At 43.1% G+C, this 12,713-nt stretch carries 13 protein-coding genes and 1 tRNA gene; 13 read left to right on the forward strand and 1 reads right to left on the reverse strand.

What is annotated here, in order from left to right; all coding sequences use genetic code 11:
• Positions 1-7: 7 nt before the first annotated feature.
• The 13 genes from lgt (at position 8) to MHN30_RS03065 (ending at position 11,278) form a co-directional block, all read left to right on the forward strand.
• Entirely contained in the window at positions 8-820 is an 813-nt protein-coding gene (lgt, locus tag MHN30_RS03005; RefSeq protein ID WP_017218100.1) for a prolipoprotein diacylglyceryl transferase, read from the forward strand.
• A gap of 13 nt (positions 821-833) precedes the next feature.
• Positions 834-1,667 carry a thymidylate synthase gene (locus MHN30_RS03010; protein WP_069018731.1) on the forward strand — a complete coding sequence of 278 codons (834 nt, stop codon included), beginning with the start codon at positions 834-836 and terminating at the stop codon, positions 1,665-1,667.
• Between the two features lie 8 nt (positions 1,668-1,675).
• The gene (galU, locus tag MHN30_RS03015) at positions 1,676-2,560 is read left to right on the forward strand and encodes a UTP--glucose-1-phosphate uridylyltransferase GalU (protein ID WP_069018732.1); all 885 of its coding nucleotides are present in this window, start codon (positions 1,676-1,678) and stop codon (positions 2,558-2,560) included.
• 101 nt (positions 2,561-2,661) lie between these two features.
• On the forward strand, positions 2,662-3,171 hold the full coding sequence (locus MHN30_RS03020) for a hypothetical protein (protein ID WP_045989513.1): 510 nt from the start codon (positions 2,662-2,664) through the stop codon (positions 3,169-3,171).
• A gap of 96 nt (positions 3,172-3,267) precedes the next feature.
• The gene (locus MHN30_RS03025; protein WP_010369323.1) at positions 3,268-3,849 is read left to right on the forward strand and encodes a DUF4402 domain-containing protein; all 582 of its coding nucleotides are present in this window, start codon (positions 3,268-3,270) and stop codon (positions 3,847-3,849) included.
• 15 nt (positions 3,850-3,864) lie between these two features.
• Complete coding sequence (locus tag MHN30_RS03030; protein ID WP_239358142.1) at positions 3,865-4,311, forward strand: DUF4402 domain-containing protein; 447 nt, start codon at positions 3,865-3,867, stop codon at positions 4,309-4,311.
• A gap of 268 nt (positions 4,312-4,579) precedes the next feature.
• Positions 4,580-5,362, forward strand: coding sequence for a fimbria/pilus periplasmic chaperone (locus MHN30_RS03035; RefSeq protein WP_188249491.1), 783 nt, complete (start codon positions 4,580-4,582; stop codon positions 5,360-5,362).
• Between the two features lie 19 nt (positions 5,363-5,381).
• A complete protein-coding gene (locus tag MHN30_RS03040; protein ID WP_239358154.1) occupies positions 5,382-8,324 on the forward strand; it encodes a hypothetical protein in 2,943 nt (980 codons plus the stop codon).
• Entirely contained in the window at positions 8,311-8,916 is a 606-nt protein-coding gene (locus MHN30_RS03045) for an SPOR domain-containing protein (protein ID WP_130164504.1), read from the forward strand. The genes MHN30_RS03040 and MHN30_RS03045 overlap by 14 nt, the downstream gene beginning before the upstream one ends.
• A gap of 54 nt (positions 8,917-8,970) precedes the next feature.
• Entirely contained in the window at positions 8,971-9,552 is a 582-nt protein-coding gene (locus MHN30_RS03050) for a FlgO family outer membrane protein (protein ID WP_010369312.1), read from the forward strand.
• Positions 9,553-9,566: 14 nt separating this feature from the next.
• A complete protein-coding gene (locus tag MHN30_RS03055) occupies positions 9,567-10,220 on the forward strand; it encodes a FlgO family outer membrane protein (protein WP_017218092.1) in 654 nt (217 codons plus the stop codon).
• Between the two features lie 10 nt (positions 10,221-10,230).
• On the forward strand, positions 10,231-10,872 hold the full coding sequence (locus tag MHN30_RS03060; protein WP_239358163.1) for a FlgO family outer membrane protein: 642 nt from the start codon (positions 10,231-10,233) through the stop codon (positions 10,870-10,872).
• A 331-nt stretch (positions 10,873-11,203) separates the two neighbouring features.
• Positions 11,204-11,278, forward strand: a tRNA-Arg gene (locus MHN30_RS03065).
• A gap of 111 nt (positions 11,279-11,389) precedes the next feature.
• Here MHN30_RS03065 and MHN30_RS03070 read toward each other — a convergent pair.
• Positions 11,390-12,586 (reverse strand): flagellar assembly protein T N-terminal domain-containing protein, encoded by a 1,197-nt coding sequence (locus MHN30_RS03070; RefSeq protein WP_130164503.1) that lies wholly within the window; start codon positions 12,584-12,586, stop codon positions 11,390-11,392.
• Positions 12,587-12,713: the final 127 nt, after the last annotated feature.

Below are 12,713 nucleotides of genomic sequence, written 5' to 3' on the forward strand. Positions count from 1 at the left end.
AAAGGCTATGGCTTTGCAGTTTCCACAGATAGACCCTGTGATTTTTTCCATCGGACCGTTAAGTGTTCGTTGGTATGGATTAATGTATTTGATCGGCTTTATGTTCGCCATGTGGTGGGCAGGGAAAGAAGCAAAAAAACCAAACTCTGGTTGGAATAAAGACCAAGTTGGCGACCTAGTTTTTTACTGTATGCTCGGCGTGATCTTGGGCGGGCGAATTGGTTACGTGTTGTTTTATCAATTCTCTCATTTTATTGAAAACCCGCTTTATTTGTTTAGGGTGGACCAAGGCGGTATGTCTTTCCATGGCGGCGCATTGGGCGTTATCACGGCGATTATCGTGTATGCGCTTAAAAACAAACGTTCGATTTTATCGGTAGGTGACTTTGTCGTTCCTATGGTGCCTGTGGGGCTTTTTGCTGGTCGTATCGGTAACTTCATTAATGGCGAATTATGGGGTCGCGTAACGGATGTTCCTTGGGCATTTATTTTCCCAACGGGCGGACCACAGCCGCGCCACCCATCACAACTTTATGAAGCGTTTTTTGAAGGGTTGGTATTGTTTGTGATGCTGGTATGGTTTAGGAAGAAACCGCGCCCAGCGGGCAGTGTAGCAGGTCTATTTTTAGCCGGTTACGGTGTCTTCCGCTTCTCAATCGAGTATTTCCGTGAACCAGATGCACATATTGGCTTATATGGTGGCTTTATTTCTCAAGGTCAGATCTTATCTCTCCCTATGGTGATTGCAGGCGCTATCCTTATGGTGTGGGCATATAAGCGAGAAGGTAGCAACCCATCTACCGGGCAAGTTAAAAGTTAAAGAGTAGCGAACAATGAAGCAATATTTAGAACTGATGCGCCATGTGCGTGATAATGGCACAAAAAAAGAAGACCGCACTGGTACTGGTACAGTGAGTGTTTTTGGATACCAGATGCGCTTCAACTTGCAAGAAGGCTTTCCGCTTGTAACGACGAAAAAGTGTCATCTACGCTCGATTATCCACGAGCTACTTTGGTTCTTGCAAGGCGATACTAACATCAAATACCTAAAGGAAAATGGCGTTAGCATTTGGGATGGCTGGGCAACGGATGACGGGGACTTAGGGCCAGTTTATGGCAGCCAGTGGCGCTCTTGGACAGGGCCAAATGGTGAAGTGATAGATCAAATCAAAGATGTTGTAGAGCAAATCAAAACCAACCCTGACTCTCGTCGTCTGATTGTGAGTGCTTGGAACCCTGCGCTTTTGCCTGATACTAACTATTCACCGAAAGAAAACGCAGCGATGGGCAAACAAGCGTTGCCACCTTGCCACACGTTATTCCAATTTTATGTATTAGATGGCAAGCTTTCCTGTCAGCTTTATCAGCGCAGTGCGGATATTTTTTTAGGTGTGCCCTTTAACATCGCAAGCTATGCGCTGTTAACGATGATGATTGCACAAGTTTGTGACTTAGAAGTGGGTGATTTTGTACATACCTTCGGCGATGCCCATTTATACCTAAACCACATGGAACAAGTTGAAGAGCAGCTAAGCCGAGCGCCGTTTGCGAAGCCGCAAATGCAGATCAACCCTCAAGTAAAAGACATATTTGGTTTTAAGTTTGAAGACTTTGAGTTGGTGAATTACGAATGTCACCCGCATATAAAAGCACCGGTCGCGATTTAGGAGCATTTATGAAAGCCGTTATTCCAGTGGCGGGTCTTGGCACTCGCATGTTACCCGCGACGAAGGCCATTCCAAAAGAAATGTTGCCAATTGTCGATAAGCCTCTGATCCAGTATGTAGTAGATGAAGCTGCGGCGGCTGGCGTCAAAGAAATTGTACTGGTAACCCATTCAAGTAAAAACTCAATTGAAAACCACTTCGATAAGAGCTTTGAGCTGGAAGCGACACTGGAAAAACGGGTGAAGCGTCAATTGCTAGAGGAAGTACAATCTATATGCCCCAAAGGCGTTACGCTGATCCATGTGCGTCAAGGTGAGGCTCGAGGTCTTGGTCATGCCATCAATTGCGCTGCCCCTGTGATTGGCGATGAGCCCTTTGTGGTTATGCTGCCTGACGTATTAGTCGATGACGCTGCATGCGATCTAACAAAAGATAATCTTGCTGATATGATCGCGCGTTTTAAAGCGTCAGGTAATAGCCAAGTGATGGTAGAAGCGGTAGCGCCTGAACTCGTTTCTCAGTTTGGTATTGTGGACTTGGGAGGAGCGGCACTCGCGCAAGGAGAGTCAGGCGCGATGCAGTCTATTGTCGAAAAGCCTGAACTGCAAAGTGCACCTTCAAACTTAGCTGTTGTTGGTCGTTACGTGTTAAATAAATCTATTTGGCCACTTTTGGCAAAAACACCGCTAGGTGCTGGTGGTGAAATTCAATTGACCGATGCGATTGCCATGTTGATGGAGCGAGAGCAAGTTGATGCATACTCGCTACGTGGAAAAAGCCATGATTGCGGAAGTAAAATTGGCTATTTAAAAGCGATAGTTGAGCATGCGATGCGAAGAGAAGAGTATTCAACTGAGCTTGCTTCTCTTATCGATTTAATTGCTAAAAGGTAATTACATAAAGTTAAATGTACCGATATTTGCGGTAAAAGCATTTGGTTATTTACCGCGATTTATGTACCATAGCAGAAAATGGATTTTTGTTATAACTTATTGTGGATATTCGGTTTTTTAAATTTTTACTACTCGGCTCTTTAATCACCTTAGGTGGCTGTAGTCATTCATCTAAAGAGCCTTCGCTGTTAAGTGAGCAGCAGCTCAAAAGTATTGAGCGATTGAGCTCGTTAGAGCAGGATCTCACAAACTTGCTGACTTTGTTAGAGTCTCAAGCAAGCGTCAATAATATCCAAGCAACATCGAATACTGACGTAGAGGTTAAGCGTTATTCAGCGAGTAAACAAAAGGCGAATCAAACGACTGGAATTCAACTCAAGTTGTTTCCCCTATCTATCAATTCCATGCCTCAAGTTGAGCAGCATCAAGCGCTATTAGCGGCAGTAAAGCGAAAGTTTCCTAGTATATTTTCTGAGGCAGAATTGCAAATTCAAGCGTTTGAAATGCGAGATTGGGCAACAGTTTCAGGATTAAGATCAACTCAAGAAGCAAAAGTCTACTGTAGACTATTTTCTATCCAAAGCATTGATTGTAGAAGATTAATGCTTTAATTTTTACTAAAGTTTTCCCATTTGGGAACGATAAACAGTAAGTCACCAAAAACGGTATTGCGGTGATGATAAAATGACCTCTAAAGGAATTTAAAGATGAAAACACTGATTAAATCTGCGCTTATTGCAAGCTCTATTTCCGCTGCTTTACTTACTTCTTCAGCAATTGCTAAGGATACTGCTCGTCTTGAAGTAAAAGTAGAAGTTAAAAACTTATTTTCAGCTGAAGCCGGTGATCCGCTTGATTTCGGTATCATTCGAGTGCAGGGCGATGCAGCGGATGTCGCCACTATAAAGATTGAGGCGGATCCAACATTGACCGATCCTGAAATCAAGAATACTGGCGATGCAATAATAAACCTTATTAGTACAGGTGGAGCTGGCTCTATCAATATCACCGATGCCGCGCCAAATACTGAGTTAACGATTACGGTTCCAGCCGCAACTACGGTTGATAGCGTAGGTAATGCCTCTTTTGATTTAAAGGATTTTGAGTTTTATGTGGTAAGCGGTGCGCAGCCTAACAGTGAAGTGACAAACAACAAGTTTAGGGTTGATGCAAATGGTGCCGCAACGCTTTCAGTTGGTGCGACGTTAAGTACGAAAGCACTTTCTGGAACAGACACGTATGGCGGTGGTGTATACACCAGTAAAGTTGATATCGAAATCGCTTACTAAAACATGTGGCGTTACATGGTACTGGCATTGCTTTTTGCCAGTCACTTGGCCAAAGCTCAAGATATATCGGTCGTTAAGAAATTGAGCTTTGGCACTATTGCGATTATTGACCAAAATAGCGTAGGCACAGTGACGATAGAACCTAATGTTAGGCCACAAACCTCAAGCAATATTCTATTCGTAGAGTTTGGTCATGCGGCAGAAATCCTCTTGACCGATTTTCCTCATAATCGCCAAATTAGCGTCCAATCTACCGTTTACAATGACTGGTTTGGCTATTGGAATCTTGGTGCATCCGATGCCTTCCAATTGACTGAGCTATATCACGAGAAGGCGATTTACACCGATAGTGTTGGGTCTGGTGAGTTTAAGGTCGGTGGTCAATTGCGTTTTGCTGGCAACGGTAAATCGCTATCGGATGGGGTGCAAACCTTGAACGTTGAAATAACTTTGTCTTACTAGGGTCTGTTGACCTTTGCTGTTTGATTTTTGTTCCCCTGAGTGGGTTTTGGTCGCGGCGCTCGACTTGCCGCCTAGTAATCTAAGCAAAAGTTGAGCAACAATGAACAAAGCGCACTCAGGGGAACCCAAAGGGCAGTGCTTGATTGGCATTTCTACTGTGTTATCGCCTGACTCACATAGAATAACTATGCTACGCAGGCTCTGCCTTGTATAAATGGCAATCAAACTGCTGCAAAAACAAACTTGAAAGATAAACAGGCCCTAAATTATGAATAAATTAATATTAACGCTGCTTTTGTTTTGTTGCTGTAAAGTAAGCGCCAATCTGATGATCACCCCAACACGGGTTGCTTTCGAAGAGCGTCAGAGAATTGAGAGGGTTACAATCATTAATAATGGTGATGTGACCAAATCTTATCGACTTGAATTTCAAGAGAAGCTAGCACTTAAAGAAGGTGGTTATGCCAACTTTGCCGAGCAAAAAATGAACCCTATGGCTGCAAGCCATTTCATCCGTATTTCACCTAGGCAAGTAACACTGGGGCCTGGTGAGCGTCAGGTAATAAAGCTGGCTGTGCGCAGAAAGGCGAATATGGAACAAGGAGAGTATCGCTCACATTTGCTCTTTAGGGAGCTGCCGAATAATAAAGGCAAGCTGCAAGAAGGTATCAATATTGACGTGCTGATGAGTTATAGCATTCCGGTGATGCTACGAGTTGGTGATGCGAACCCGCAAGTACAGCTTGAGGATGTCATTGTAAGCAACGCAAAAAATGGTCGTCAGGCAATTACGGTACTACTTAATCGAACTGGGAAATATAGTAGCTTTGGCGAATTATCCGCTTATTGGCAGGGGAAAAATGACGTTAAACCAGTGCGGATCGGAGTATTAAATAAGTTTGCCGTATATCCAGAGCTTAATCAAAGGAGTGTAGAATTCTCGATAGACCCTGCAATCAAGCTCGGGCCATCAGGCAAGGTCTTAATCAAGTATGTGGGTGATGATGAGTACACTGACCGCACCTTTGTAGATGATTCGGTATCTTTGTAGTTTAGGGTAAGCGAACGTAATGAGAGCCCACGTTATTTGGCGCGCGTTACTAATAGGCATGCTATGCTATCAACCAGCTATGGCATCGCAGGTTGATACTTTGCAACAGCTATTAGAACGGGTTGAACGAGTGAAAGCAAAACTTGCGATACAGCAAAGTGAGCGGGTGGTCTCTCGGGTTGATGTTGGTACGGAACTGTTTTTATCCGCCTATAAAGGAAATTTATATTTAGGTGAAGTGATCGCGGTGACGTCGGAACAAGGCGTCAATGTGGAACTCTTGAGCTTGTTTTCAGCTTTGGGGTTTGTGGTATCAGAAGATGTATCAGGAACTTTTGATGGCTGGTTCTTCACTCCTGAAAACACCTTTAGTCTTAATGCCAAAGCGCATTTAGTTGAGAGCAAAGGCCAGCGAACGCAATTGAGTGATAAGGACGTTCAAGTTATCAATGGTGAGGTATTTCTCGCCGATTATATCGTTGCGACCTTATTCGATGTGAGCCTGTTTACCGATATACAGGATTTATCTCTTACGGTTAAAAGTAGGCAAATTCTGCCAATAGAAGCACAGCAACAGCGATTAGGAAGAGAGGTTGTCAGTTTTGACCGCAATGCTAGCGCAACATTACCGTGGCGACCAAGTCCTTATCGAAGCATCGGTAAACCAGTGCTGGATGCTCAGATAAATACGCAGCTGACTGAAGACATTCGTCAGACGTCTTATTCCCTTATTGGTTCGCAAGACATCGCCTATTGGCAAGCTCAGTATTTTATTGCTGGTAGAGAGGGTGATGTGATTAATCGCTCACGATTATCCCTCAACCGTGCTTCTAAAAAGGCCGATGTTTTACCGTTTGGGAATTTTACCAAGGTATCGCTCGGTGATGTCCAGAGTGTTCAAGTTGGAGTCGATGCGCTAAATGAAGAAGGGCGAGGAGTGAGCTTCAGTAACGCGCCGCTAGATAGGCGTACGAACCGTCAGCGCATTGTCATCTCAGGTCCAGTTCAGGTAGGGTGGGACGTAGAGCTTTATCGAAATGGATTGCTAATAGGGCAAGAAAATAATGTCCAATCTGGGCGCTATGAGTTTGAAAATATTGATTTACTATTTGGCGAAAATACCTTTGAACTAGTGATGTATGGAGGTCAAGGTCAAGTATCAAAAGAAGTGCAGACCTATTATGTTGAACAGAGCACCACAAACGAAGATGAAGGCTTTTTTGCCGTATCAATTACTGAGACGGGCAAAAGTATACTGGGCGACAAGACCGCAGCATCAGGGAAGTCAAGCTGGCAAGTAAATGGCCGCTTTGACTACGGTCTTACGACAGACTTTGCGGTGTATGCAGGTTTGCAGCATCGTCAAAGTGTGAAAAATAGCGCCTCAGAACAGTACTTTTCTACAGGGTTTAACACCAATATTAATAAACGACTATTACTGGATGTTGACTATAGTAAGAGCGAATTGAACCAGCGTCTCTCTGCAAATACTCGAACCCGTCTATTTGGCCAGCAGGTAGGTGCTAAAGTTGAGCTAAAGGAAGATTTAGAACGGGATGAAAATGCGACCGAGATAAAATTAACGGCGGCGGGAGATTGGTCTCTTTTTGATGCCGCTAAGATTTACTATCGTGCTGAATACTTTCAGCTTAATAGAGCTAATATAGACACCACCGAGCAAGCGTCGCTACTGTTTAGTACGGGTAATTATTGGGGCACTTTCAGTAACCAATTTGTGTGGCAAGAGCAGGCAAATCAAGCCAGCGATGTGAGTGGCTACTTGCGCTGGCAGCGAAGGATTTTTGGGATATATAGTCGTTTTACTACTTGGTATGACATAAAACCTTCTAATGAAATTACAGCCGTTGAGCTAGAGTTGAGCAAAGAGCTAAATCCTGAGCTTGATCTTGGCATTACCTTATACAAAGACTTTGCTGCAGATTACTATAAAACCGAATTCGGATTGAGCTGGAACCATGATAAATTTAGGTTGTTAACAGACTTGCAATACGATAATGATGATAACTGGCAAGTAGGCCTTTCTGGACAAGTAAGTATTGGAGCGGGCGAAACCGTAGATCAGGTTTTTTTAACTGGAAAGCGCTTGTCGCAGTTTGGCTCTTTGATGGTTCGTACTTTTATCGACCAAAATAATAACGGCTATCTTGACGATGGGGAGTTACCGCTGAAGGGGGTAACTATAAAAGCATTACAAAACTTTGCACAAGGTAAAACTGACGACGACGGTGTGGCTCTATTACCCGCAATGGTTAATTACAAACGAACAGATATTATTGTTGACAAAGAAACGATCCCCGAACCTTTTTTAATTCCTGCGAACGATGGCTTTTCATTCACTCCAAGACCCGGTCATATTGAATATGTTGAAATACCATTTGTAAACTCGTCGGAAGTTGAAGGTATTGTTGAAATCAATGAGGGTACTGAGCGCCGACCTGCAGGGTTCACCACCGTGAGTTTACTTGATGAAACGGGTAACGAAGTCGCTCGCACTCAGACAGCATATGACGGCTACTATGTATTTACTAGTTTGAAGCCAGGGACTTACCGTACAGCGATAAGTGATGCGAAAAGGCTCGCGGTAGCTAGTACTCAACAGATAGAAGTGGAGTTAAGTGCAGAGGGAGACTTGCTGCTTGATGTAAATCACGAATTACAACGACAGCGCGCAACCACGCAAGAGTTTGCTGTAGTTGGACGCTTCAAGACATTAACGATATTAAAAGTGTATGCGGCGATTTTGGCTAAGCGTTATCCCGCGTTATTAAGCGGTGGTTTTGGGTATGCGCAAAAAGAAGGCGACGCCACTTATTTACTTATATTAAGAGATGACGCCACACAAAATGCGGCAAATATTTGCCAAAATCTATTTCCCTTCAAAGTTTCTTGCACGGTGGAAGCCTTAACTATTTATGAAAGAGAAAACAATGCAATCAATTAAGTGGCATCTCATTATACTCAGTTTCGTTGCGTTAAGTGGTTGCCAAGCAACTGCGAGCAAGAGTCAACTTGACTCATTACAAATGAAGAAGCAGTTATCTTTACTGGAACAGCAGGTAAGCACCTTACAACAAGAAGTAGAGCAGCTCAGAGCGCTAAAACAGCAGGTTGCTAAGTTTGAAGAAGTGCAGGAAGATTTAGATGTTATTGCGATACAACTATCAAATTCGCTTGCAAAGCAAAAGGATGCCGAGCTTTTAGCAGAGCAACCCGAGCAAGTGATAGAGCAAAAAACAAAGCCTACCGAGAAACAAGAACAGCCTGTAGAGATGGCTGAATTTGCAATTCAATTGGCCTCTACAACGGAATATACCAAGCTTAGGCAAACCTACGAGCAACTCAAGGATAAGTTACCGCAAGACTTTGCAACAAGCGAAGTGAATATCGAGCAAATAGATATTCAAAATACGAAATATTATCGGCTCAAATTAGGTGCGTTTGCAGATAAGGCCTCTGCATACAAAGGTTGCCAGCAGCTTAAGCGTGCAGGTTTAAGCTGTTTGGTTAGCCATTACACCAGTCATCGACTTTAAAACTTGGTGCGTATTTTGCATTTTAACCAATAAGTTTATCGTGGGCTTGGTGAAATGAAATATCTAGCACTCATAGTGATTATGTTGTTGGCGGGGTGTACAAACAGCCAACAGGTTGGCAAAAGAGAAGCGACCCAGCAGCAAGAAATCTTACCTGACTTAGATGGGTTTGGCGCTCAGTTAGCCGCGGAACTTGGGCAGTATGTACGGCCGTTCAAGCCGAATTCAACGCTTGCTGTGACGAGTTTTTTTAAGGCTAATCAGCTGGATGATACCGTTGCTGGGCAAGGTTCAGGCTTGAGCGTGGCCTTGCAAGAATCCCTCATGACCCATTTAAGTCAAATGGGGGCAGATGTCGTGGAATATCGACTCAGAAACGCTTTATCTTTACAAAGTTCTGCCGATAGTATGTTAAGTCGAGAATTGAATGTGCTAAATCAGCGCCAGAAAATTGACCTCGTGGTGGTTGGGACAATCGTAGAAAGTCGAGATACCTATTTGGTCAATGCGAGGCTGGTTGATACCTTACATAATCGAGCCGTCTCAGCCGCATCAATCAGCATTCCTAAAGCTGTGATGTGGGGTACGGAGCGTGTCACAAATCGTGACGGTCAGATTATACGAAGCCAATATTAGTGGAGATGAAAGTAATGAAAAAAGTATTAAGTTTGGTTTTGCCGCTTTCATTGATGGTTGGCTGTGCTCAGAGTAACTTTTTTGCGGTGGATAATGCTCAGGCTGAGCCCGTGCGTAATGGCTTTGAGAAATCTTCGATGTATCAAAGTAATCCAAACGGTATGAAGCAATTTTCTGTTTCTCAGCAAATGGCTGGTAAAAATGTCACTCACTATGTCCAGTCTATTATGCAAGACATGGTTGCAAACTTGAAACACGTGAATGAGAAAACACCGGTAGCAGTGACAAGCTTTGTATTTTTAGATAAAGAATTTGATAAAGGCTCCTTGCTGGGTAATCAGTTGGCTGAAAGCTTTATCCATGAGCTTCATGCGTTTGGGATCCCTGTTGTGGACTTTAAAACAACAGACTATATCCGGGTGACACCTGAAGGCGATTTTATTTTTAGCCGTGACTTTTTAGAGCTATCTGACGACCATCCTTTTTTGTACGTGCTAGGTGGTACTTTGGTGAATCATCAGGGTGGAGTTATGGTTAATGCCAGAGTGGTTGGGCTTAGAAGTAAAAGTGTCGTGGGTTCTGCTCAAGGCTTTTTACCGCAAAACGTAGTTAACGCCCTACAAGATGGTGCGGCATACGATGGCATTCGTATAGAGCGTGCGAACTAATTCGGAGGCGATGATGAAAAATGTAGTGCTATTCGCGACGACACTTGCATTACTCGGTGGCTGCGAAATGACAAAGCAGGCGGCTTCCGAACCTACAGAAACGCAGCAATCCGATATGGAAATATTATATGCCATGATGGAAGAGCAAGAGCGTAATGAAGATTCATACGCCGTGGTATCGCAAGATATTGGCTTCATTAGCTATCGTCATCGCAAAGAAATTGCTAACTACGCCAATCAAATTGCGTTGGAACTGTCAGATACTGTGTTAGGGCAAAAGCCTGAGTCGATAGCGGTAGCCAGTTTTGTCAACTTTAATGAATCATTAAGGGATACAAACCAGCTAGGAAACCAATTGGCTGAGTCTTTAATGCATCAAATGCAAAAGCTGGGTTATCAAGCATTAGACTTTAAAGCATTGGGGAAAATTGAAGTGACATCCAGTGGTGATTTGACTTTTTCGCGTAACGCAAGCCGCTTGAAAAACACGCAATCGCCCAGTCATTTGCTCACAGGCACTATGGTTTATCGTCCACGAGGCGTGGAGGTAAATGCAAGATTGTTAGAGTTTAACACTAACCTAGTGATTGCAAGCACGGTGGTGACCATCCCGTATTTTATCCTTGATGATCAGGCGACCGCTTCAAGGTAGTACTTCAAATAGCGTTTTTTAAAGAAATACCATTTAGGTTTTATTAAACGAAGAACTATCTTACTTCTTATTCACACCTCAAGCAAAGTAACTGATAGCGCAGTAGTGGGTCTTAACTGCTGCGTATTCATCTACTGAACCACCTCATTTATTACCGCGAATAAATTGACTATTAATCTTTAAAAGTTCATTAAGATCAGTATACTAAAGCGAAGTCACTGAGATGCAGTACAACAGAGAATCGACAACTTCAGACTTTCATTGGTATTAAGTACCGCAGATCCCGCTAGTGAAGGTCAAAAAAGGCGATTGTCATCTGACTTTAGAGATTGTCCCCATAGTTTAATGGATAAAACAAGGCCCTCCTAAGGCTTAGATGTAGGTTCGATTCCTACTGGGGACGCCATTGGTATTCATTTCTGCGTGGAATGACCAAAGTAAATGGGTGATGGAAGCATGATGCAGAGGGTGTAAAGTCATCGAAAATCTTGCCTTTTGCTACAGGAAGGCTCAGCACTTACAGTTCAAACTCATTTTCATTTTCTATTTGAATTTCAACCAAATCATTAATTTGCACATTGTGAAGTGGGCGATTGCTGATATTTACTGCAATGGCGTTTTGCGCATTCACTTGGATCACTTGCAGTTTATTGATGGTTTTAATTTGATGCATAAACACTTTACCATCGACATTAGTCAGCGGATTGCTATGCGCTACGTTAAGGATCTGGCCATTCTCTAAGCCATGCATACGGCCTAAATTAATTACGACTTGTTCATCATCGATATGTAGGATTTTGCCATTGGTTGGTAAGCAGGCGACCGCTGCGTTTAAATCAGTTGCGATTTGTGTCAGCGTGGTTTGGATCTCATCAGCATAATCTGTCTGCCAAAAGCGCTCACTGTACACATCGATTAATCTGGTTTTCTTAAACGGCCATACGCCTTGAGTGGCATATTGTTTTTGCCACACCCTTTCATGAGAAAGTGCATCAAACAGCGCAAAGTCTACCTTGAAGCTTCTTAAGTATTTATCGCTTTGCCAAAATGCGAGGTCACTATTAAGTTTATCGACACTAGCAATATCAGTAATTTGACTCAGTAGTACAAATTGGCTGTTGGTATTTGCTGTAATGGTCTCGATTAGCTGCTCATTATAATCAAAACGTTGACTGAAAAAGCGGCTAACATCTATGGTCTGTGCAAAATAGGGAACGGGTTCTATGCTCGACTTTTGTTCAGTCATTGTTTGATATAGGCGCTCGCTCACGGCTTTATTTATGTCAAAAATTTGACCTAAAGTTGCTTGATGTTTATTTTTTAGCTGGCTTTGTGTGACTGCAACCTGTTTATTGTAAGCACTGGTTGGGCACTGAGTACTTTGTGGGGTAATATCGATATGCAATGTTACTTGCCATGAATCACCGACTTTTGCTTCAGCAATCACGTTGGCGCTTTGGATTTCGGCATTTGAGCGGATCTTAAGTTGATCTTGGGTGAGCACACCATCGGTGACGGTTTGTACACTACTCACAGAAGCACCAGAAAACAGCAATGCTTGTGTGATGGCGTCGTTTACGGCCTTTCTTTTGGCTTTTTGATGATCGCCATTTTTAACGTCAGCCATGCCGGTCACTTCAAACCATTCGGCATAAGCTGGATTAGTTAAGGTGATGCACAACAGTGATAGACTGATCGTGAATTGCTTTTTCATGTTTAAATGCCCAGATCAAAAACTACTCTTTAACTCAGCAATACCTGTGCCAAATTTTGGCAAGGTTCGTGCATAATCATAGATCATGAAAGTTAATTTTTATTTATTGCCAATACTCGATGAAACC

This window comes from Pseudoalteromonas sp. OF7H-1 (assembly GCF_022347825.1).
GTDB classification, from domain to species: domain Bacteria; phylum Pseudomonadota; class Gammaproteobacteria; order Enterobacterales; family Alteromonadaceae; genus Pseudoalteromonas; species Pseudoalteromonas maricaloris.

Excerpts from the sequence above, each read along its gene's own strand:
- MHN30_RS03040 (WP_239358154.1), top strand. The coding sequence starts at position 5,382 with ATGAGAGCCCACGTTATTTGGCGCGCGTTACTAATAGGCATGCTATGC.
- lgt (WP_017218100.1), top strand. The coding sequence starts at position 8 with ATGGCTTTGCAGTTTCCACAGATAGACCCTGTGATTTTTTCCATCGGA.
- MHN30_RS03060 (WP_239358163.1), top strand. The coding sequence starts at position 10,231 with ATGATGAAAAATGTAGTGCTATTCGCGACGACACTTGCATTACTCGGT.
- MHN30_RS03045 (WP_130164504.1), top strand. The coding sequence starts at position 8,311 with ATGCAATCAATTAAGTGGCATCTCATTATACTCAGTTTCGTTGCGTTA.
- MHN30_RS03050 (WP_010369312.1), top strand. The coding sequence starts at position 8,971 with ATGAAATATCTAGCACTCATAGTGATTATGTTGTTGGCGGGGTGTACA.
- MHN30_RS03025 (WP_010369323.1), top strand. The coding sequence starts at position 3,268 with ATGAAAACACTGATTAAATCTGCGCTTATTGCAAGCTCTATTTCCGCT.
- MHN30_RS03035 (WP_188249491.1), top strand. The coding sequence starts at position 4,580 with ATGAATAAATTAATATTAACGCTGCTTTTGTTTTGTTGCTGTAAAGTA.
- MHN30_RS03055 (WP_017218092.1), top strand. The coding sequence starts at position 9,567 with ATGAAAAAAGTATTAAGTTTGGTTTTGCCGCTTTCATTGATGGTTGGC.
- galU (WP_069018732.1), top strand. The coding sequence starts at position 1,676 with ATGAAAGCCGTTATTCCAGTGGCGGGTCTTGGCACTCGCATGTTACCC.
- MHN30_RS03010 (WP_069018731.1), top strand. The coding sequence starts at position 834 with ATGAAGCAATATTTAGAACTGATGCGCCATGTGCGTGATAATGGCACA.
- MHN30_RS03030 (WP_239358142.1), top strand. The coding sequence starts at position 3,865 with ATGGTACTGGCATTGCTTTTTGCCAGTCACTTGGCCAAAGCTCAAGAT.
- MHN30_RS03070 (WP_130164503.1), bottom strand. The coding sequence starts at position 12,586 with ATGAAAAAGCAATTCACGATCAGTCTATCACTGTTGTGCATCACCTTA.